Raw genomic sequence first — 18,418 nt, 5'->3', positions numbered from 1 at the left:
GGCCGGCTGCCACGTTTCCAGGGTTGCCGGCCAGCGGCTGGCACTTCCCGCATCCGGTAGATCCACGCCACGCATGGATGCAGCAATCACCGAAGGTCGACGAATCCGTTGTCCGCCAGCGGTGCCGGATCGTCCTGCACCGCCGACAGCACGAAGCTCAACGCCTTGCCCAGCAAGGTGCCCGGGCCATCCCAGTATTCGGCGCTATCGGCGCGCACGTGGATCAGGCGAAGGTTGGGGTCTTCCTTGCCGGCGGGGAAGAACAGCTTCATCGCCGGCGACCACAGCTCTTCGATCTTCGCGCGATCATCGACAACCCGCGCCCGCCCCGCCACAGACACATAGGTGTTCTTCGATGGCGAGGCATAGGCCACATTGACGCGCGGGTCGAGCGCGATCTCGGCCACCTTCGGGCTGTCGGCGGTGATCACGAACCACAGGTCACCGTCGAAGGCGACCTGCTGGGTGGCCAACGGCCGGCTGTAGAGTCGCCCGTCGACGCCGGTGGTGGTGAACATCGCCACCTCCACGTCCTTGATCAGTTCAGCCAGCTGGGCAATGTGTTCGGCGCGGGTCTCGGCCATGGTGGGGACTCCAGAAGTGGGGAGCCCCCATCAGACGCGGATCGGCCGCAACGGGCCGTGACGCGGTTGTTCAGCCCGCGTGGCGGCCATGCCAGGCGTTCATCGCCAGCTCGAAGGAACGCAGGCGCGCACGATGGTCATACAGGTTGGCAGTAAGCATCAGCTCGTCAGGCTTGTGCCGCTCAACGAAAGCGGCGATACCCTCGGCCACCTGCTGCGGATCGCCCAGCACGGTGCAGGCCAGGGCCCGTTCCACGCCGAACTTTTCGTGCGGCTCCCAGAAGGCTTCAATGTCGTCGATCGGCGGCGGGATCTTGCCCGGCCGGCCGCGGCGCAGGTTGACGAAACTCTGCTGCTGGCTGGTGAACAGGCGACGCGACTCGGCCTCGCTGTCGCTGGCAACAACGTTCAGGGCCAGCATCGCGTGCGGCTGCTTCAACGTGGCCGAGGGGCGGAATTCGCGGCGGTACACCGCCAGCGCTTCGTCCATCACGTCCGGCGCGAAATGCGAGGCGAATGCATACGGCAGGCCCATCGAGGCCGCCATGCGTGCGCCAAACAGGCTTGATCCGAGGATCCAGGTCGGCACCCGCAGGCCACCACCCGGAACGGCCTGCACCGCCTGTCCAGGCTGGACCGGCTCGAAGTAGTGCAGCAGCTCGCGCACGTCCTGCGGGAACTGGTCGGCGCTGTCGAAATAGCGGCGCAGTGCACGTGCGGTCGGCTGATCGGTGCCCGGCGCACGGCCCAGGCCAAGGTCGATGCGGTCCGGATACAGCGAGGCCAGCGTTCCGAACTGCTCGGCCACCTGCAGCGGGGCATGATTGGGCAGCATGATGCCGCCCGCGCCGACCCGGATGCGTTGGGTGCCACCGGCAACATGACCGATCAGCACGGCGGTGGCGGCACTGGCGATGCCGGGCATGTTGTGGTGTTCGGCCAACCAGTAGCGGCGGTAGCCCAGCGCATCGGCGTGCTGGGCCAGTTCCAGCATGTTAGCGAAGGCGGCGGTGGTGTCACTGCCCTCGCAGACCGGGGCCAAGTCAAGGATCGACAACGGGATCATCAGGCGCTTTTCCGTCACAGGATCACCTCTGCATGGGGGCGGCCGGGCGCAGCGGCCAGTGACGGTGGCGGGATGCTGATTCCCGTAGGGCGGGTTCAGCGCCCACCGCGCTTGGTCCGGTAGAGCCGGCCGCTGGCCGGCGGGCAACGTGCCCTGGCAGCCGGCCAGCGGCCGGCTCTACAGGGCAAGCGTCAGAACGCGCTGGGGCGCGGCTCGGGCAGTGGCTGGTCGACCATCGGCTTCAGCTCGGCATCCAGCGCCACGCGCTCATCGAACACGAAGCAGCGGCCTTCGTAGCCTTCGCCGCCCACCTCCTCGAAGTAGCCGAGGATGCCGCCATCGAGCTGCAGCACATTGTCCATGCCGTCATTGACCATCCACAGCGCGGCCTTCTCGCAGCGGATGCCGCCGGTGCAGAAACTGACCACGGTGCTGTCCCGCAGCGCATCGCGATGCGGCGCCAGCGCCTCGGGCAGGTCGGTGAACTTGCGGATGGGCAACACCAGCGCATCCTTGAAGGTGCCGTACTCCACTTCCTGCAGGTTGCGGGTATCGAGCATCACCACCGGCTTGCCGGCGTCATCATGCCCCTGCCGCAACCAACGCTGCACGGTGGCCGGATCAACCGCTGGTGCGCGCGGATAGTCCAGCGGCTGGCCGTCATCGCGGCGGAAGCTGATGATCTCGTCCTTCACCTTGGCCTTCAGCCGCGCGAACGGCTGATGCTTGCTCAGGCTGGTCTTGACCCGCATGTCGGCGAAACGCGCATCGGCATGCAGCGCTGCATAGAAGCCCTCAACCGCCTCCGGCGCCCCCGCCAGAAACAGGTTCAGTCCCTCGCCCGCCACCAGGATCGTGCCGCGCAGCTGCGCCGTCTCGGCAAGGGCCAGCAGCTGGTCGCACAGGGCCTGGGGGGCGTCGATGACGGCGAAATGATAGGCAGCGGTATTGGCGATCATCCCGCAATTTTAGCGCCTCCCGCCCGCACAGACAGATTCAGGGGTCAGAGCCCTCTGCGCGGCAGAGGGATCCGACCCCGGCAGGTACCCAGAACTTGTCAGAGGCGGGGCGGTGTGGGCAGGCGGGACCGTTGGCGCCATGGGCCCGAGGCATGCCTCGGGCGGGTTGGGCAGGACGCCCAACCCCGGTCTTGCCGTGTGCGTAGGACAGCGCACACGAGCAAGGCGCCATCGAGCCCCCAGGGGTGAGGCGCTTTGCTTGCGAAGCACTGCTTCGCAAGCGCCCGAACGCACAGCCGCCAGCGGCTGGGCCGGACCGCGAAGCGGGGTCTACGGCGTGTCCCGCCTGCCCACACCGCCGCGCCATCCCACGGAAACCAGCTTTTGACGTTGCCGTTGCCTCTGCGGGTGCCGGGTGCAACCCGGCCGCGCCCCCTTACCCCCGCAACAGCACGAACGGCAGCAACACCAGTGCCGCCGCACCGGCCATCGCCAGCAGCACCAGCACCACATAGGCCGGCCGGCGCCGGAACAGGCTGCCGAATGTCTCCGCCGTCCCCTCGCGCAATGCCTGCTCGCGTTCAGCCCGCACGCGCACGCCGCGCGCCGCCTGGTACTCCGCCATCAGCGCCTTCGCACGCGGATGATCAGCGTCGTCGCGCAGCCACAGGCCACCATTGGAAATGCCCCACGGGCTGGGTTCGGTGCGATACCAGGCGATGCCGTGCTGATCGAGCAGCGTGCAGACATCGGCATATTCGTCGTCGCCGACATTGCGCAGATTGAGCAGGAGTTTTGCCATGGCCCCATGATACCCGGCGCCGATGCGCTACCCTTGCCGCCCTCGCCCCGCGCCCTTCTGGAGACGCCCGATGCGCCGCCTGCTGCTTCCCCTGCTGCTGTCCCTCGCCGCCGCTGGCTGCTCGACCGAACCATCCGGCCCGCCGCCCGGCGGCACGCTGACGACCTTCGAGCGGATCGATACCGTGCCCGGCACCGGCGCCGAAGCCATCGCCGGCAACAAGGTCACGGTGCACTACACCGGCTGGATCTACGACAACCGTACCGAGACCAAGCACGGCAAGACCTTTGACAGCTCCTTCAAGCACGGCGAGCCGTTCACCTTCGCGCTCGGCGCCGGCCAGGTCATCCGCGGCTGGGACGAGGGCGTGGCCGGCATGAAGGTCGGCGGCAAGCGCACGCTGATGATTCCGCCGGACTACGGTTACGGGGACCGCAAGGTCGGCCCGATTCCGGCGGGCTCGTCGCTGGTGTTCGACGTCGAGCTGCTCGATGTCAAACCGTAATGCCGCCATGCCCCATCGGGTGGTCGTCATTGGCGGCGGCCCGGCGGGCCTGTTCGCCGCCGAACGCCTGCGTGCCGCTGGGCTGGAGGTCGACCTGTACGAGGCCAAGGGGTCGCCTGGCCGCAAGTTCCTGATCGCCGGCAAGGGCGGCCTCAACCTCACCCATTCCGATCCGCGGCCGTTGTTCGACAGCCGCTACCGCGAGCAGGCCGCTGTGGTCGGCAGCTGGCTGGACGGCTTCGACGCACAGGCACTGCGTGACTGGGCCAACGGCCTGGGCGTGGAAACCTATGTGGGCAGCTCCGGCCGCGTGTTCCCGGTCGACCGCAAGGCGGCGCCGCTGCTGCGCGGCTGGGTGCGCCGGTTGAAGGAACAGGGCGTGCGCCTGCACGCCAACCACCGTTGGATCGGCTGGAGCGACGACGGCGCCCTGCGCTTTGCCACCGATGCGGGCGAAGTCGATGTCCGCGCCAATGCCACCGTGCTGGCGATGGGCGGGGGCAGCTGGCCGCAGCTGGGCAGTGATGGCGCCTGGGTCGTGCCACTGCAGGCGCGTGGCGTGGACATCGCGCCGCTGCAGTCAGCCAACTGTGGCTTCGACGTGGACTGGACGCCGTTCTTTGCCCAGCGCAATGCCGGCGCACCATTGAAGCCGGTGATCGCGCACTGGATCGACCTGGCTGGACAACCGCGGTCGCTGCAGGGCGAGTGCGTGGCCAGCGAATATGGCATTGAAGGCAGTCTGGTCTACGCGTTGGCCGCCGACCTGCGCGAGACCATCAACCGCGATGGCCACGCAATGCTGTGGCTGGACCTGGTGCCCGGTCGCGACGAGGCGCGCCTGCTGGCCGACCTGTCACGTCCCCGCAAGGGCCGAAGCTTCGGCGAGCACCTGCGCCGCCAGGCGGGTCTGGATGCGGTGAAGGCCGCACTCGTGTTCGAGATTCTTGGCAGGGAGGCCGGCAACGACCTGCCGGCTGTGGCTGCCACGCTCAAGCGCCTGCCGCTGCGCCTGCTGCGCCCAAGGCCGATGGCCGAGGTGATCAGCACCGCCGGTGGCGTGCGCCTGGATGCGCTGGATGACGGCCTGATGCTGCGGGCCGTTCCCGGCGTGTTCTGCGCCGGTGAAATGCTGGACTGGGAAGCCCCCACCGGCGGCTACCTGCTGACCGCGTGCTACGCCAGTGGCCGGCGTGCCGCCGAGGGCGTGATCGGTTGGTTGGCGGAGCGGTGACGCCTGCGGGGTAGCGTCGAGCCCATGCTCGACGCCACATCACCACGGCCTGCGCATGCTCACCGAGGCCAACGCCACACCGCTGGGATGCGCATAGGCTTCCTCACGCACGCTGACAAAGCCCTGCCGTTGATAGAACGGCACGGCATTGAGCGACGCCGACAGCACCACCTCGCGCTCACGATCGGCCATTGCCAACAGGCGCTGCATCAGCGCCTGGCCGATCCCCTCGCCGCCACGATCGGGATTGACAAACAACGCGTCGACTTCATTGGCATCGACATCAAAGACGCCGAAGCCGAGCAGGCCACCCTGCCCGTCCTCGGCCACCACGCATCCGCCCTGCGACAACAGCCGCGCGTACTGCGACGGTGGCGGCGAGGCCGACCACGGTGCAATGACCTCGGGAGGGTAATGGCTGATGCAGGTTTCGCGCACACAGCGCGTGCGCAGCGCCCACAGCGTGGCGACATCGTCGATGCTACCGGTCCTGAACTGCATGGCGCCTCCTTGTAGCGCCGAGCCCATGCTCGGCTGCCTTTCTGTAGAGTCAAGCCATGCTTGACTGCTTTTCAATCAGTCATCGCGAGGTCGGAACGAAGAACAGCCGAGCATGGGCTTGGCTCTACAACATCACGCTACCGCGACTTGCTGGCGCGCAGAGCCTGGATCTTCGGCGGCGGCTGGAACGAGTCGCTGCGCGCATCGGCCCAGAATGCATGGAACACCGCATGGTCGGGCACCTTGTGCAGCAGCTCGCCCGGTTCCAGGTAACGGTAAAGCGACGCCAGCGAACGGATTTCCACCGGCGACACGCGACGCAGGATGTGCTCCGGCCCCAGCTCGGCCGGATCGTTCAGGCCCGCCGCGCACAACAGTTCCTTCAAGGCATGCAGCGTGTGCTCGTGATAGCTGTATACACGGGTGGCCTTGTCCGGTGCATCCAGATGCTTCCAGCGCGCGGGGTCCTGGGTCGCGATGCCGGTCGGGCACTTGTCGGTGTGGCAGCTCAACGACTGGATGCAGCCCAGCGCGAACATGAAGCCTCGGCCGGCATTGCACCAGTCGGCACCCAGCGCGATGGTGCGCGCGATGTCGAACGCACTGGTGATCTTGCCAGCGGCACCGATGCGGATGCGCTCGCGCAGGTCCAGGCCGACCAGGGTGTTGTGCACCAGCAGCAGTGCTTCATGCATCGGCACGCCGACATGGTCGACGAATTCAGCCGGTGCCGCGCCGGTGCCTCCCTCGGCGCCATCGACCACGATGAAGTCCGGCAGCAGCCCGGTTTCCTGCATCGCCTTGGCGATGCCGAACCATTCCCAGGGGTGGCCGATGGCCAGCTTGAAACCGACCGGCTTGCCACCGGACAACTCGCGCAGCCGGGCCACGAACTGCAACAGTTCGACCGGCGTCGAGAATGCCGAGTGACGCGACGGCGATACGCAGTCCACCCCCATCGGAACACCACGGGTCACCGATATTTCGGCGGTCACCTTTGGTGCCGGCAGCACGCCGCCGTGGCCCGGCTTGGCACCCTGCGACAGCTTGATCTCGATCATCTTGACCTGGTCATCGGTAGCGTTGGCGACGAAGCGCTCTTCGCTGAAACCACCCTTCTCGTCACGGCAGCCGAAGTAGCCCGAGCCGATTTCCCAGACCAGATCGCCGCCCATCTCGCGGTGGTAGGGCGAAATCGAACCTTCGCCGGTGTCGTGGTAGAAGCCGCCGCGCCGCGCACCTTCGTTCAATGCGCGGATCGCGTTGGCCGAGAGCGAACCGAAGCTCATCGCCGAGATGTTGAACACGCTGGCCGAATAAGGCTTGGCGCAGTTCGGCCCAATCAGCACGCGGAAATCATGCTTGGCAATGGAGGTGGGAGCCAGCGAATGGTTGATCCACTCGTAATCCACCGCGTAGGTACTGCGCAGGGTACCGAAGGGCACCGTGTCCATTTCGTTCTTTGCGCGCTGGTAGATCAGCGCACGCTGCTGGCGCGAGAACGGCACGTCCTCCAGGTCGCTCTGCACGAAGTACTGGCGGATTTCCGGGCCGATTGATTCCAGGCCATAGCGGAAATGCGCCATCACCGGATAGTTGCGGCGCAGCGTGCTGCGCTTCTGCAGCAGATCCCAGGTCCCCAGCGCCACCATCGCGGCAGTCAGGCCGACGCCCCAGTACCAGGCCGGCCAGATCGTGGCCAACCACAGGCAGATGGGAAACATCAGGATGGCGAGCAGGTAGACGATATACCGGTGCATGGCGTTCCTTGGTTGCAACTGCCTGCGAGTCTACCGCGCCGGCCGTCACCGGCGTTTACAGGCGACCGTCAACCACATTGCGCGGCCAGGCCGATTTCACGTCGTAGACGATGCCGCCGGGTGCCAGCAGCGCCTGGATTGCGGCGTCATCCATGGCTTTGAATCGGGCATGGGCCACTGCCAGGACTACGGCGTCGTAACTCCCCGCCACCGGCTCGGCCAGCCAGTGCACGCCCGCGTCGGCCAATGCCGCCGGGCCGACCCACGGGTCGCTGACCTCCACCTGTGCGCCGGCATCACGCAGGCGCTGCGCCAGTTCCAGCGCGCGGCTGTTGCGCAGGTCCGGGCAATCCTCCTTGAAGGTCACGCCCAGCACCAGGATACGCGACTGCGCAGGTACGCGGCCACGTTCGGCCAGCATTGCCAGCACACGCGACGCCACATGCTCGCCGACGCGGTTGTTGACCTGCCGCGCGGTGTGGATCAGGTCCGGGTGGTAGCCCACGCTCTCGGACTTGTGCAGCAGGTAGTACGGGTCCACGCCGATGCAGTGGCCGCCGACCAGGCCCGGCCGGAATGGCAGGAAGTTCCACTTGCTGCCGGCGGCGTCGAGCACATCCTGGGTGTCGATGCCGAGCCGGTCGAAGATCAGCGCCAGCTCATTGACCAGCGCGATGTTGACGTCACGCTGGATGTTCTCCACCACCTTGGCCGCTTCGGCCACACGCATTGACGGCGCCGGGAAGGTGCCGGCGGCGATGATGCGCTGGTAGAGGCCATCAATCACCGCAGCCACTTCCGGTGTCGACCCCGAGGTGATCTTGCGGATATCGGCCAGGCGGCGCTGGCGGTCGCCGGGGCTGACCCGCTCCGGGCTGTAACCACAGTAGAAGTCTTCGTTGAAGCGCAGCCCGGAAAGCTGCTCCAGCAACGGCACGCAGACCTCTTCGGTGGTGCCGGGGTAGACCGTGGATTCGTAGATCACCAGGTCACCCGCACGCAGGTGGCTGGCGATCAGCCGCGTTGCCGAACGCAGCGGCTCCAGATCGGGCTGCTCATAGGCGTCGATCGGGGTCGGCACGGTAACGATGTAGACATTGCAGGCATCGAGCAATGCCGGATCGCTGCCGTACTGCAACTGCTGTGCACTGGCCAGCTCATCGGCCTCCATTTCCAGCGTATGGTCCTGGCCGTCGCGGAGCTCGGCGATGCGATCAGCATCGATGTCGAAGCCCAGCGTGGGCCAGTGCCGGCCGAAGGCCACCGCCAGCGGCAGGCCCACGTAGCCCAGCCCGATCACCGCGAAGCGCGGCGCCGCTGCTGCCGCAAGCGGCGCGCTCAACGCCGCATCCCATGCAACGGCTGAAATCGCATGCGTACTGCCATGGGCATGGCCGACCTACTCATTCGCTTTGCCACTCCGGGAAGATCCATGCCAGAAAGGCTACAGCCTAACGGCCCGGGTGCCCGGCCGCCAAGGTGGGGTCAGGAGCCCAGTGCGACCGCGGCCGGCTCCAGTTCACCATCGGCGCCGGTCCAGGCCTGCAGCAGGCGCTCGAAGCCACCGCAGCCAAGCACGAAGCCCGGCCATGAGGCGTCGACGATCTGTACCAGCAGTTCTGCCTCAATGCGCCGGGTCCCCATCGACCAGCGCGGGAATGCCCGCTGCGCCACCGGCGCGCGGCACAGCACCTTCAGTTGTCCATGGCTGCGCGCATTGGCGATGCGCTGGTACACCGAATCGATGCCATCCTCCGGGCCTTCCAGGTACTGCAGGAAACGGCTGCCATCGAACATCAGCACACCCGTGACACCGGCTACTCGGTTGAATGCGGTGGCATCGGCCAGCAGGCGGTCAAGATCGGTTGTCTGCAGGTCGGCGCGGGCCTCGCTGGCATAGGCAATCGCGTGCAGCGACATCGGGTGGCTCCCCCCTGGGAACGATGCTTTGGACTATGACATGAATGGGAGCGACAGTTAAGCACACCGCCGCTCCACTGCAATCCGGTCGGGATTCCGCAGCTGGGCTACAATCGGCGCCGCGCTGCAGGCCCGGATGGCGAAACTGGTAGACGCATCGGACTTAAAATCCGCCGGGGGCAACCCCATGCCGGTTCGATTCCGGCTCCGGGCACCATCGCACTTTTCACGACGAACGTCAGATCGCACGCGAGTAGCGCGGCTGCTCGCAGGCCGCACGCAGGTACGGGTCGAAGCACATCGCCAGCAGCCGCAGCAACGGCCGTCCAGGCTCGCTGGCGCGCACTACACCGTCACGGTACTCGGCCAGACCGTCCTCCTGCAGCCGCTGCACCGAACGCAGGTCTTCGGCGAAGTACTGCTCGAAATCCACGCCATGGCGCTGGCCCAGCACCGCACCGTCCACTTCGCCCTGGCACATCAGCTGCTGGATCAGTTCTGCGCGCAGCTGGTCGTCGGCGCTGAGCGCCACGCCGCGCCACACCGGCAACTGCCCCTGGTCCACGGCATCCTCCCATGACGGCAGGTCGCGCGGATTCTGGCTGTAGGTGGCACCGATGTGGCTGATCGCACTCACGCCCAGGCCGAGCAGATCGGTATCGGCGTGGGTGGTATAGCCCATGAAATTGCGATGCAGCTGCCCGGCGCGCTGCGCGCGTGACAGATCTTCTTCCGGCAGTGCGAAGTGATCCATGCCGATGTACTGGTAGCCCGCAGTGGAGAGCCTCTCCACCGCCAGGCCCAGCAGCGCCAGCTTGTCTTCCGGCGAAGGCAAGCGGCGTTCGTCGATCTGCTTCTGTGCGCGGAACAGATGCGGCAGGTGTGCGTAGCCGTACACCGCCAGGCGATCCGGGCGCAATGCCAGCACCCGTTCCAGGGTGCGGCCAAACCCTTCCAGGCTCTGTCCCGGCAGCCCATAGATCAGGTCGACGTTGACCGAACGCATGCCGCTGTCGCGGCAGGCCTGCAGGATGTCCAGCGTCTGCTGCACGCCCTGCACGCGGTTGATCGCTTCCTGTACCTGTGGGTCGAAATCCTGCACGCCCAGGCTGGCGCGGTTGAAGCCCAGCCGCGCCAGCATGGCGACATCGCGGGTATCGATGAAGCGCGGATCGAGTTCGATCGAGAAATCGCGCTGCGGTGAATCGCTGAAATCGAAGCGCCGGCGCAGCCCTTCCACCAGCGTGGTCATCGCCTCGGCCTCGAGGAAATTCGGCGTGCCACCGCCCAGGTGCAGCTGGATGACTTCACGGCCGTCCTCGAACTGCGGCGCCAGCAGGTCGGCCTCGGCCAGCACGCGCGCGACGTAGCTGTGGCCACGGCCGCGGTCGCGGGTGATCACCCGGTTGCAGCCGCAGTAGAAGCAGGGACTGGAGCAGAACGGTACATGCACGTACAGCGACAGCGCGCGGGCCAGCTGGTTGCTGTCGGCGATTGCCTGGCGCAGCGCCGGCGCATCGAAGCCATCGTGGAAGTGAGGCGCGGTCGGATACGAGGTGTAGCGCGGCCCCGGCCGGTCATGCCGGCGCAGCAGGTCGGGGTCGAAGGTCCAGGCAAGACCGCCGGCGGCGGGTGAGAACGTGTCCATGCCGCCAGCATCGCGCCGGGCGGACGCCACCGCCTTGACCCAGATCAATCGCGGGTGGGGATTTCCAGCACCGGCAGGCCGACCTGCGGCCAGCGCAGCATCTGGTAGCGCTTCCAGAAGGTGTCACCGATGCGCGCGGCCACGTCGTTGGCCAGCGCCTGCATGGGCGGGTTGCCGCACTCGGCGGTGGTGATCCGGAACAGCACCAGCCAGCGGTCGAACAGGTCCTTGTCCAGCTCGATGGCCATGTGCTTGGACATCGGCGAGCCCTTGAAGCGGCGCGTGCCGCGCAGCATTGCCGACCAGAAATCGACCAGCTGCGCCAGATGTTCCGGCCAGTCGTGGACGTGTGCCTCGAACACAGGCCCCAACCGCTCCTCCTCGCGCACGCGTGCATAGAAGTCGTGGACCAGGCGGGTCACTTCCTGCTCAGTGCACAGCCCGGGCGAGGCGACGGGCAGGACAGGCGGCGATATTGCGTTCATCGGGGTATCCAAAGCTTGCCGGCAGTGTGCCGTAGCCGGCCGGCACCGCCGTTGATCCAGATCAATGTCGGCGCAGTCCGCTGCACCTAGTCTGGCATTCCTGCAGGAAGCATGCCCTGCGGATGCTGCGCCAGCCTCGGCGGAGTATACGCGCCGCCCTCATTCCGACCCGGGACAGCATGAACAGACCCTCTCCCAGCCGCCGCCAGCAGCTGATCCAGCACTGGGGCGCCATCCTCTGGCCCAGCTTCATCGCTGCAGGCCTGGCCAGCGTGGTGTTCTTCGCCTTTGTCGACCCGCTGCGTCTGCAGGCGATCAGCTTTCCGGGTACGGCGATCAGCCGCGAACTGGGCTATACGGCAGGATTCTTCATGTTCTGGTCGGTGACCGCACTGTCCAGCGCGGTCACTTGGTACCTGCAGCGACCGATGCCAAGCGACGACGACGACGAGCTGCCGCTGGGATGAGTACGGCCTGCACCGGAATCCCACGCCGCTGGCATTGGCGCGCCGCACTCAGCATGCTCTTGCTGGCCTTGTTCTATGCCCTGCCATGGCTGCGCTGGAATGGGCGGCAGGCCCTGCTGCTGGACATCAACGCACGGCGCTTTGACCTGTTTGGCTGGACATTGTGGCCCGGCGATGTTGGCGTGCTGATAGGGTTGCTGGCGGTGCTGGCGGTGGGCCTCGCGCTGCTCACCCACCTCGTCGGCCGCATCTGGTGCGGCCACGCCTGCCCACAGACGCTATGGCGCCGCGCCTTCGACTGGATTGCGCGCGCCATGGCCCGGGCCTTGCCAGCGCCCGCCGTGCGCCCTGCCACCCAGGTGGCATGGGGGCTGCTGTCGCTGTGGACCGGCATCACGTTCGTCGGTCTGTTCAGCCCGATCGAAGAACTGGTGGCCGCCGCGCCGCATGCCGGCTGGAGCGGCTGGGAAACGTTCTGGGTGCTGTTCTATGCCGCCGCCACCTGGGGCAATGCCGGCTTCCTGCGCGAGCAGGTGTGCCGTTCGCTGTGCCCGTTCGCGCGCCTGCAGCCGCTGCTGACCGATCCGCATACACCCCGCATGTTGTACGACGCGCGCCGCGGCGAACCGCGCGGCATGCGTCCGTCGGGGCTGGGGGGCGTGCTCGGACGCGGCCGTGGCCTGCTCGACCCGACCACCGCACAGGACTACGTGTTCCGCGCTGCACATCCGCTGCTGGCCGGACCGATGCCCACCTTCAGCGCCGACCGCCTGGGCGACTGCACCGATTGCGCTGCCTGTGTCAGCGCCTGCCCGATGCAACTGGATATCCGCCAGGGACCTCAGGCCGATTGCCTGGCCTGCGGCGCCTGCCTGGAGGCCTGCTCGCGGCAGCAGCACCAGGCCGGTTTCGGCCCGGGGCTGGTGCGCTACTGCAGTCCGCAGGCCATGGCCGGGCAACCGCGGCAATGGTGGCGACCGCGGACCCTGGCACTGCTGTCGATACTGCTGGCGCTGTTGGCCTGCGGCGCCTGGCGCCTGCTTTGAATCAACGGATCAACGCGGCCCGTTGGCGTGCGGCGGCACCAGCTGCGCACGTCGGACGATGCCCAGCTGCTCGATGATCAGCGCCATTTCATTGGTGACTTCGGTACGCTCGGTCCCCTGCGGGACCAGGCGGTCCAGCACCTGCTGGTAGGTATCCCAGAACGCCGGACCGCATCCGTGTTTGTGATAACTGGCTTCCAGTTCGCGGCGTACCCGTTCAGCCAAGCCATGCATGCCGTATTCCATACGACCTCCGTTGGACTTGTTCTGCATCGTTGACGGTCTACCGACTCACTTGCGAGCTACTGAAAGACTCCCGGGCTTCACGTCCGGTTGATCCCAATTAGTCATAGATTTCACGACAGGTCAATTACATACCGCGACTTTCGTGATCGAAATTATTAATCGTTCACGAAACCACATACGGGGAGACGGGGTGCCCGGATGGGCCGGACCCGACACACTGCCCCGATTTCCCCGGCCCCGCCCTGGTAGGCGCCATTGATGGGCCAGCCCCGTTTCATCGAAGTTTCCAATATTGCTAAGCATACTTAGCAAATGCCGCTTAGGGTGCTATATGCGACAAAAGGCGGCGCAGTTTAGGCTTACTCGCCCTGCGTATCCTCAGTCGCGGGGAACAGGTTGGGATAGCGCTGATGCAGGATGTATTGGCGTAGCGCAGGAATCGGGAAGTTCTTGGGCCATTGCGACACGGCAGATCGGCTTATGCCAAAAAAGCGCGCCAGTTCGGCATCGGTCCGGAAACCCAGCCGGGCGCGTACCTGCCCCTTGCTCCAGAATTCGGTCACGGTCGGTCCTTCTGTTAACCAGACTTATTCTTGGAACAAGGGAACTTTGCGATCCACGCGTTAAGCTGGCTTGCATAGATGAATACTCTCGGCCAACGACTCGCCATTGCCATGAAGAAAGCCGGGCACCCTCGCCCGGCCGATCTGGCCCGCGCCGCCGATTCGACGACGGCAACCATCAGCAACTGGCTCAACGACCATGTCAGCCCCGCCCATGTGAAGGCCGAACAGCTGTTCCGCATCGCCGATGCGGCCAAACTGGACGCGCGTGAACTGCTGTACGGCGTGAGCGGGCTTGGCGTCGGTGAGCGGGGCAATACCTATATCCCCAGCCAGGCCCACCTGGATGTCTGGCAGGACGCCTACGAACTGGTCAGCCATCTGGTGGAGGAGAAGGGATTGCAGATCGACCATCGCCGCCACGCGGCCCTGGACCTGCTGGCCTTCGAACTGCTGATGGACGGCTTCAGCCGCAGCAAGGTCATCCGGGTGCTGACGACCTCGATGACGTGAATGCACTACCACTGGTAGCATGGTCGCGGATGGGGATGGGGCTCCCCCGATAACCGCCCGAAAGGGCTGATGGCTCCTGCCAGGACGAACCGGTCTTCGTCGATGGCGGGCCGTGCCTGCCGTCGGCGTTCGCCATCAAATCAGCGAACCCGCAACCGAGGCATGTGATGCACGCATTGAACAATTATCTGCTGGTCTTCGTCGGCGGCGGGCTCGGCGCCTGCCTTCGCCATGCCTGCAACCTGATCGGTACGCGGGTAGCGGTCGGCAGCCCGTGGCCGTGGTCGACCTTCCTGATCAACATCAGCGGTGCACTGCTGATGGGCGCGCTGGTCGAAGCCTTCGCCCTGCGCAATGGCGCGTCGCCGCAGCTGCGCCTTCTGCTGGCCACCGGCGTCCTCGGCGGCTACACCACATTTTCTACCTACGCACTGGAAATCGGACTGCTGCTGCAGCGCGGCCAGCATGGCCTGGCAGCGTTGTACGCCGGCGGTTCGGTGGCACTGGGCCTGGTTGGCCTGTTCGGTGGCATGAAACTGGCCCGGCTGGTGCTGGGCTGAGGCTCAGCCCGCGCCGGCGCGGGCCTGTCCGCGCCACTCCCGCGGCGACTGTCCGGTATGTGCCTTGAATGCACGCGACAGTGCGGCTTCGCTGCCATAGCCGACGTCGTCAGCGATCCGCTTCAATGGGCGCCCCTGGCGCAGCGCCTGCTGTGCCAGGCCCACCCGCCAACCCTGCAGGTACTGGCCCGGGGTAGTGCCCATCGCCTCACGGAAACTGGCAGCAAAGACGCTGCGTGACATGCCGGCCACCTCGGCCAGGTCTTCCAGGGTCCAGGACTGTGCGGGCGCCTCATGCATCGCCACCAGCGCCAGCCGCAGCCGCGGATGCCCCAGCCCGGCAAACAGGCCACCACGCATCTCGCCCCCTTCCATCAGCTGCCGCAGCACCTGGATCATCACCACCTCGAACAGCCGGTTGACCATCGCCGCACGCCCGCAGCGCTGCTCGAAGGCTTCTTCGAACAGCAGCTCCAGCGCTGCGTTGCCGCCGTACAGATCGGCCAGCGGCAGGCAGATGAAATCGGGCAACGCCGCGCTGATCGGGTTGAGCCGCCCGCCCTCGAAATGCAGATTGGCGCAGGCCATGTCGGCGCCGTGCTGCGGATCGGTGCTGAACCGATGCGGCATCGGCCGTGGGTACAGCAGCAGGCTCGGCACCTCGACCTGGACGGTCTGCTGGCCATGGCTGACCTGCAGCGGGCCACGTCGCACCAGGTGCAGCTGCCCGGCGTCATCCTCGCCCGCCAGCGAGTTGATGCCGCACAGCGCGCCAGCATGGAACACTGTGGCAGTGACCGCAAAGCGGTCAAGCAGAATGGCGAGCCGGTCGACCATAACGGGACCCTGGGTAAAGTAGAAAGAAATCAAGGCGACACATCGTATCGGAATCCTCCCGTAGCGGACGTGATCGACTCGGGGAGCGGGCGCCCCCAGCCCGCCCTTCCTGCGGCAGTGCAGCGCGCGCAGGCTGCTGGCGGCGTCTAAGCTGACGCGATTCCCGGATGGAATGCCCGTGATGTGTCGATGGCTACGATGTGCCCTCAACCTCACCCTCGCCCTGCTATTCCCCGCGACACAGGTGATGGCCGCACCCGCTGCATCACCGCGCACGTTCAGTGGCGAGCTGCAGGGCGCCCCGTGGCGACTGGATGTGCCGCCTGACTGGAACGGTGACCTGGTGATGCTGGCGCATGGCTACGAGTCGGTAGGCATGCCACGTGCTACGCCAATGGCTGCCAATGACGGCACCACGCCACTGCTGGCTGCAGGCTACGCCGTCGCGCAGAGCGCCTATGCCAGCCAGGGCTGGGCGGTGGCCGATGCGATCACCGACATGGAACGCCTGCGCCGGCATGCAGTGGCTGAACTCAAGCATGTGCGCCATATCTGGATGCTGGGATTTTCGATGGGCGGCGCCGTGACCCTCGCCAGCCTCGAACGGTTCCCGCAACACTACGCCGGTGGGGTGTCGCTATGCGGCGCCAATCTCAGTGGCGAACAGATCGCGAATGATCTGCTGACCACGCTGGTCGCTTTCGATTATTTCTTTGCCAAGGCCGAAGGCCTGCCGACTGCGGGACTGGTCTCACGCGACGCGGCTGCGCTGCCGCAGGGCGAACTGTACCAGGGCATCTCCAATGCGCTGCAACGCAGCCCCTCGCATGCCGCGTTGCTGGCACAGCGGCTGCAGGTGTCCGCTGATGCACTGGCCGGCACGATCAGCCTGCATGCACTGGTCCTGCACGAACTGGCCACGCGCAGTGGCGGCATGCCGGTGGGCAACAGAGGGGTGGCTTACAGCGGCTTCGGTGACGACAGGGCGTTCAATGCCGGCGTGCAACGTGTCGATGCCGTGCCTGCCGCGCGGGCCGCTGTCCGCAGGGAGCTGGCATTGAGCGGTGCGTTGAGGCGACCGCTGGTGATCCAGTTCAACAACAACGACCCGACGATCGTGCCGCGCATGCAGACGGTGTATCCGCGGACGGCCGCTCGGGCCGGCGCCCGTCCGCTGCCACAGGTGCTGCCGCCCGTTGGCGAAGGCCATTGTGGCTTCTCCGGCGCGCAGATCATCGAGGCGTTGAAGGCCGCGCAGCGTTGAGCAATCGCGGCCCGCGCGCAGCTCAGCCGCCCAGCGTGCCCATGGTGAAGGTGTAGCCCGAGCTCATCAGGAATTCGCGCATGCGCATTTCCGCGCGCCGTGGCGAGGCCAGGTTGGCCGGCGCGTACAGGGCATACACCAGGCCCGACCCTTCAATATGCTCGCGGCGCACCCCGCAGCGGGCGGTTTCCGAGGCGATGACCCATCCGTCCTTCAGCCGATCAGGGCCAATGGATTGCCCGTTCTTCAAGCGGAAGGTCAACCAGCGCACATCTGCCGTGACTTTGCTCATTTCCGTTTCGCTCCGTGGCTGGAACGACGCGTGATGTCCTTGCTCGCCATTGCGGCTCCCTGAGACGTGGAACTCGACCATAGCGCCTTTCCATGTCGTGGCCGACTGAGACTGGCGACCCGGGCGTGGCGGACTGCTGCAGGTGATGCAGCGCGGCGTCGGAAAATGGCGGCGGCAGGGAGCGTCCTGCCGGCGCAGTTCACAGGCAGGGAACCCGACTCACGCAGCGCGGTCGCTGCCCTGGTTCAAGGCGTGCAGCGCATCGGCCAGCGCCTGGATTTCGGCACGCAGGGCCAGCCGCTGCAACCACCGCCCGGGGATTCCGCGCGAACCATGGAATGCGCCCGCCAGCTGCCCCGCAATGGCGGCCGTGGTGTCGGCGTCCTCGCCAAGATTGGCCGCCTCGAGTACGACGGCTTCAAAGGTGTCGTGGCGATCAAAGCACCAGAGTGCAGCTTCCAGACTGTCGACAACATAGCCATTGCCACGGATCTGCTCACGCGCGGCACCGCGGTAGCCGCCCGCCGCGATCTGCCGCAGCCGCGCGCTCTCGACAGGGACATTGCTGAGATCCAGCACCGCGTCACGGGTGCCACCTGCCAACGCCCGCTCCAGCGCGACCGCCAGCAGGCGGCACGCCTCCAGGCACTCCTGCGCAGCGTGCGTCGTTCGCGAACTCAGCTCGGCCATTGCCTGCAGGTCGGGAGTCCCGGCGTAGCGCAATGCCACCGGCGCCAAACGCATGATCGAGCCATTGCCAGCGCTGCGTGGGTCGTCACTACCCGCCAGCGGTTGGCCGTCCTGCAGGAACCGGTCGATGGCAGCCCGCGTTGCCATACCGATATCGAAGCACTCGCCGGTCGCACTCCAGTACCCATGCTGGTACCAGTTGGCGTAGCGGTTCATCTGATCGTGCACATCGAAGGTGTCACAACGCACCAGGCTCTCGGCCAGGCACATCGCCATGGAGGTATCGTCGGTCCATTGCCCCGGCTGCAGCTGGAACGGCCCACCACCCACCATGTCGGTGATCGGGATGAAGCTGCCACGAGGCTTGAACTCCAGCGTGGTACCGACGGCATCGCCGCACGCGAGGCCGAGCAAGGCGCCGCGGAAGTGATCAATCTGGTTCATCACACGAGTGTAGCGCCACCGCATCTGCCATG

At 66.4% G+C, this 18,418-nt stretch carries 22 protein-coding genes, 1 tRNA gene and 1 riboswitch; of the genes, 8 read left to right on the top strand and 15 right to left on the bottom strand.

What is annotated here, in order from left to right:
- Positions 1–86: 86 nt before the first annotated feature.
- The 4 genes from ACM0O9_RS09700 to ACM0O9_RS09685 form a co-directional block, all read right to left on the bottom strand.
- Positions 87–584 (bottom strand): pyridoxamine 5'-phosphate oxidase family protein, encoded by a 498-nt coding sequence (locus ACM0O9_RS09700; protein ID WP_005416015.1) that lies wholly within the window; start codon positions 582–584, stop codon positions 87–89.
- Positions 585–654: 70 nt separating this feature from the next.
- Positions 655–1,650, bottom strand: a complete 996-nt coding sequence (locus ACM0O9_RS09695) for an LLM class flavin-dependent oxidoreductase (protein WP_005416014.1) — start codon at positions 1,648–1,650, stop codon at positions 655–657.
- A gap of 191 nt (positions 1,651–1,841) precedes the next feature.
- A complete protein-coding gene (locus ACM0O9_RS09690; protein WP_065179308.1) occupies positions 1,842–2,609 on the bottom strand; it encodes a sulfurtransferase in 768 nt (255 codons plus the stop codon).
- A gap of 436 nt (positions 2,610–3,045) precedes the next feature.
- Positions 3,046–3,411 carry a DUF6164 family protein gene (locus ACM0O9_RS09685; protein WP_065179309.1) on the bottom strand — a complete coding sequence of 122 codons (366 nt, stop codon included), beginning with the start codon at positions 3,409–3,411 and terminating at the stop codon, positions 3,046–3,048.
- 70 nt (positions 3,412–3,481) lie between these two features.
- Between ACM0O9_RS09685 and ACM0O9_RS09680 the strand changes: the two genes are divergently transcribed.
- Together ACM0O9_RS09680 and ACM0O9_RS09675 are read left to right on the top strand one after the other, a co-directional pair.
- Positions 3,482–3,916, top strand: a complete 435-nt coding sequence (locus ACM0O9_RS09680) for an FKBP-type peptidyl-prolyl cis-trans isomerase (RefSeq protein ID WP_065179310.1) — start codon at positions 3,482–3,484, stop codon at positions 3,914–3,916.
- Entirely contained in the window at positions 3,903–5,150 is a 1,248-nt protein-coding gene (locus ACM0O9_RS09675; RefSeq protein ID WP_111127135.1) for a TIGR03862 family flavoprotein, read from the top strand. Before ACM0O9_RS09680 ends, ACM0O9_RS09675 begins: the two co-directional genes overlap by 14 nt.
- 39 nt (positions 5,151–5,189) lie before the next feature.
- Here ACM0O9_RS09675 and ACM0O9_RS09670 read toward each other — a convergent pair whose 3' ends face one another.
- The 4 genes from ACM0O9_RS09670 to ACM0O9_RS09655 form a co-directional block, all read right to left on the bottom strand.
- Positions 5,190–5,651, bottom strand: coding sequence for a GNAT family N-acetyltransferase (locus tag ACM0O9_RS09670; RefSeq protein ID WP_414604147.1), 462 nt, complete (start codon positions 5,649–5,651; stop codon positions 5,190–5,192).
- A gap of 137 nt (positions 5,652–5,788) precedes the next feature.
- On the bottom strand, positions 5,789–7,411 hold the full coding sequence (locus ACM0O9_RS09665) for an FMN-binding glutamate synthase family protein (RefSeq protein WP_005416008.1): 1,623 nt from the start codon (positions 7,409–7,411) through the stop codon (positions 5,789–5,791).
- Positions 7,412–7,466: 55 nt separating this feature from the next.
- On the bottom strand, positions 7,467–8,753 hold the full coding sequence (locus ACM0O9_RS09660) for a nucleotide sugar dehydrogenase (protein ID WP_005416007.1): 1,287 nt from the start codon (positions 8,751–8,753) through the stop codon (positions 7,467–7,469).
- A 143-nt stretch (positions 8,754–8,896) separates the two neighbouring features.
- Positions 8,897–9,331, bottom strand: coding sequence for a BLUF domain-containing protein (locus tag ACM0O9_RS09655; protein ID WP_005416006.1), 435 nt, complete (start codon positions 9,329–9,331; stop codon positions 8,897–8,899).
- 130 nt (positions 9,332–9,461) lie between these two features.
- Here ACM0O9_RS09655 and ACM0O9_RS09650 point away from each other — a divergent pair.
- Positions 9,462–9,548, top strand: a tRNA-Leu gene (locus tag ACM0O9_RS09650).
- A gap of 21 nt (positions 9,549–9,569) precedes the next feature.
- Here ACM0O9_RS09650 and hemN read toward each other — a convergent pair.
- Both hemN and ACM0O9_RS09640 read right to left on the bottom strand, forming a co-directional pair.
- Positions 9,570–10,979, bottom strand: coding sequence for an oxygen-independent coproporphyrinogen III oxidase (hemN, locus tag ACM0O9_RS09645; protein WP_053500383.1), 1,410 nt, complete (start codon positions 10,977–10,979; stop codon positions 9,570–9,572).
- Positions 10,980–11,023: 44 nt separating this feature from the next.
- Entirely contained in the window at positions 11,024–11,464 is a 441-nt protein-coding gene (locus ACM0O9_RS09640; protein WP_032954077.1) for a group III truncated hemoglobin, read from the bottom strand.
- A gap of 179 nt (positions 11,465–11,643) precedes the next feature.
- Here ACM0O9_RS09640 and ACM0O9_RS09635 point away from each other — a divergent pair, with 179 nt between their 5' ends.
- A complete protein-coding gene (locus tag ACM0O9_RS09635) occupies positions 11,644–11,931 on the top strand; it encodes a hypothetical protein (RefSeq protein WP_014036651.1) in 288 nt (95 codons plus the stop codon).
- Positions 11,928–12,977, top strand: a complete 1,050-nt coding sequence (locus tag ACM0O9_RS09630; protein WP_065179313.1) for a 4Fe-4S dicluster domain-containing protein — start codon at positions 11,928–11,930, stop codon at positions 12,975–12,977. The genes ACM0O9_RS09635 and ACM0O9_RS09630 overlap by 4 nt, the downstream gene beginning before the upstream one ends.
- A gap of 9 nt (positions 12,978–12,986) precedes the next feature.
- Here the strand turns inward: ACM0O9_RS09630 and ACM0O9_RS09625 are convergent, their stop codons facing one another.
- Together ACM0O9_RS09625 and ACM0O9_RS09620 are read right to left on the bottom strand one after the other, a co-directional pair.
- On the bottom strand, positions 12,987–13,223 hold the full coding sequence (locus ACM0O9_RS09625) for a hypothetical protein (RefSeq protein ID WP_005416001.1): 237 nt from the start codon (positions 13,221–13,223) through the stop codon (positions 12,987–12,989).
- 359 nt (positions 13,224–13,582) lie between these two features.
- Positions 13,583–13,786 (bottom strand): helix-turn-helix domain-containing protein, encoded by a 204-nt coding sequence (locus ACM0O9_RS09620; RefSeq protein WP_005416000.1) that lies wholly within the window; start codon positions 13,784–13,786, stop codon positions 13,583–13,585.
- Positions 13,787–13,897: 111 nt separating this feature from the next.
- Between ACM0O9_RS09620 and ACM0O9_RS09615 the strand changes: the two genes are divergently transcribed.
- Together ACM0O9_RS09615 and crcB are read left to right on the top strand one after the other, a co-directional pair.
- Entirely contained in the window at positions 13,898–14,299 is a 402-nt protein-coding gene (locus ACM0O9_RS09615) for a helix-turn-helix domain-containing protein (protein ID WP_061478466.1), read from the top strand.
- A 22-nt stretch (positions 14,300–14,321) separates the two neighbouring features.
- Positions 14,322–14,385, top strand: a riboswitch (Fluoride riboswitch).
- Between the two features lie 81 nt (positions 14,386–14,466).
- Positions 14,467–14,859: a fluoride efflux transporter CrcB gene (gene crcB, locus ACM0O9_RS09610; RefSeq protein ID WP_053500374.1), complete on the top strand. Its 393-nt coding sequence runs from the start codon at positions 14,467–14,469 to the stop codon at positions 14,857–14,859.
- Between the two features lie 3 nt (positions 14,860–14,862).
- Here the strand turns inward: crcB and ACM0O9_RS09605 are convergent, their stop codons facing one another.
- Positions 14,863–15,696 (bottom strand): AraC family transcriptional regulator, encoded by an 834-nt coding sequence (locus tag ACM0O9_RS09605; protein ID WP_414604146.1) that lies wholly within the window; start codon positions 15,694–15,696, stop codon positions 14,863–14,865.
- A 181-nt stretch (positions 15,697–15,877) separates the two neighbouring features.
- Here ACM0O9_RS09605 and ACM0O9_RS09600 point away from each other — a divergent pair, with 181 nt between their 5' ends.
- The gene (locus ACM0O9_RS09600) at positions 15,878–16,960 is read left to right on the top strand and encodes an alpha/beta hydrolase family protein (RefSeq protein ID WP_414604145.1); all 1,083 of its coding nucleotides are present in this window, start codon (positions 15,878–15,880) and stop codon (positions 16,958–16,960) included.
- Between the two features lie 22 nt (positions 16,961–16,982).
- On the opposite strand, the gene ACM0O9_RS09595 is transcribed toward ACM0O9_RS09600, so the two are convergent.
- Positions 16,983–17,252 carry a hypothetical protein gene (locus ACM0O9_RS09595; protein WP_005415995.1) on the bottom strand — a complete coding sequence of 90 codons (270 nt, stop codon included), beginning with the start codon at positions 17,250–17,252 and terminating at the stop codon, positions 16,983–16,985.
- A 219-nt stretch (positions 17,253–17,471) separates the two neighbouring features.
- The gene (locus ACM0O9_RS09590; RefSeq protein WP_414604150.1) at positions 17,472–18,386 is read right to left on the bottom strand and encodes an ADP-ribosylglycohydrolase family protein; all 915 of its coding nucleotides are present in this window, start codon (positions 18,384–18,386) and stop codon (positions 17,472–17,474) included.
- Between the last annotated feature and the right edge of the window lie 32 nt (positions 18,387–18,418).

Origin of the sequence: Stenotrophomonas sp. FR012 (assembly GCF_047520565.2) — a bacterium.
In the GTDB taxonomy this organism is placed as follows: domain Bacteria; phylum Pseudomonadota; class Gammaproteobacteria; order Xanthomonadales; family Xanthomonadaceae; genus Stenotrophomonas; species Stenotrophomonas sepilia.
This window is presented reverse-complemented; position numbering and strand designations above follow the sequence as displayed.

What these genes read in the sequence shown, in the direction of transcription:
- ACM0O9_RS09700 (WP_005416015.1), bottom strand. Translation starts at nt 584, where the DNA reads ATGGCCGAGACCCGCGCCGAACACATTGCCCAGCTGGCTGAACTGATC.
- ACM0O9_RS09695 (WP_005416014.1), bottom strand. Translation starts at nt 1,650, where the DNA reads ATGATCCCGTTGTCGATCCTTGACTTGGCCCCGGTCTGCGAGGGCAGT.
- ACM0O9_RS09690 (WP_065179308.1), bottom strand. Translation starts at nt 2,609, where the DNA reads ATGATCGCCAATACCGCTGCCTATCATTTCGCCGTCATCGACGCCCCC.
- ACM0O9_RS09685 (WP_065179309.1), bottom strand. Translation starts at nt 3,411, where the DNA reads ATGGCAAAACTCCTGCTCAATCTGCGCAATGTCGGCGACGACGAATAT.
- ACM0O9_RS09680 (WP_065179310.1), top strand. Translation starts at nt 3,482, where the DNA reads ATGCGCCGCCTGCTGCTTCCCCTGCTGCTGTCCCTCGCCGCCGCTGGC.
- ACM0O9_RS09675 (WP_111127135.1), top strand. Translation starts at nt 3,903, where the DNA reads ATGTCAAACCGTAATGCCGCCATGCCCCATCGGGTGGTCGTCATTGGC.
- ACM0O9_RS09670 (WP_414604147.1), bottom strand. Translation starts at nt 5,651, where the DNA reads ATGCAGTTCAGGACCGGTAGCATCGACGATGTCGCCACGCTGTGGGCG.
- ACM0O9_RS09665 (WP_005416008.1), bottom strand. Translation starts at nt 7,411, where the DNA reads ATGCACCGGTATATCGTCTACCTGCTCGCCATCCTGATGTTTCCCATC.
- ACM0O9_RS09655 (WP_005416006.1), bottom strand. Translation starts at nt 9,331, where the DNA reads ATGTCGCTGCACGCGATTGCCTATGCCAGCGAGGCCCGCGCCGACCTG.
- hemN (WP_053500383.1), bottom strand. Translation starts at nt 10,979, where the DNA reads ATGGACACGTTCTCACCCGCCGCCGGCGGTCTTGCCTGGACCTTCGAC.
- ACM0O9_RS09640 (WP_032954077.1), bottom strand. Translation starts at nt 11,464, where the DNA reads ATGAACGCAATATCGCCGCCTGTCCTGCCCGTCGCCTCGCCCGGGCTG.
- ACM0O9_RS09635 (WP_014036651.1), top strand. Translation starts at nt 11,644, where the DNA reads ATGAACAGACCCTCTCCCAGCCGCCGCCAGCAGCTGATCCAGCACTGG.
- ACM0O9_RS09630 (WP_065179313.1), top strand. Translation starts at nt 11,928, where the DNA reads ATGAGTACGGCCTGCACCGGAATCCCACGCCGCTGGCATTGGCGCGCC.
- ACM0O9_RS09625 (WP_005416001.1), bottom strand. Translation starts at nt 13,223, where the DNA reads ATGGAATACGGCATGCATGGCTTGGCTGAACGGGTACGCCGCGAACTG.
- ACM0O9_RS09615 (WP_061478466.1), top strand. Translation starts at nt 13,898, where the DNA reads ATGAAGAAAGCCGGGCACCCTCGCCCGGCCGATCTGGCCCGCGCCGCC.
- crcB (WP_053500374.1), top strand. Translation starts at nt 14,467, where the DNA reads ATGCACGCATTGAACAATTATCTGCTGGTCTTCGTCGGCGGCGGGCTC.
- ACM0O9_RS09605 (WP_414604146.1), bottom strand. Translation starts at nt 15,696, where the DNA reads ATGGTCGACCGGCTCGCCATTCTGCTTGACCGCTTTGCGGTCACTGCC.
- ACM0O9_RS09600 (WP_414604145.1), top strand. Translation starts at nt 15,878, where the DNA reads ATGTGTCGATGGCTACGATGTGCCCTCAACCTCACCCTCGCCCTGCTA.
- ACM0O9_RS09595 (WP_005415995.1), bottom strand. Translation starts at nt 17,252, where the DNA reads ATGAGCAAAGTCACGGCAGATGTGCGCTGGTTGACCTTCCGCTTGAAG.
- ACM0O9_RS09590 (WP_414604150.1), bottom strand. Translation starts at nt 18,386, where the DNA reads ATGAACCAGATTGATCACTTCCGCGGCGCCTTGCTCGGCCTCGCGTGC.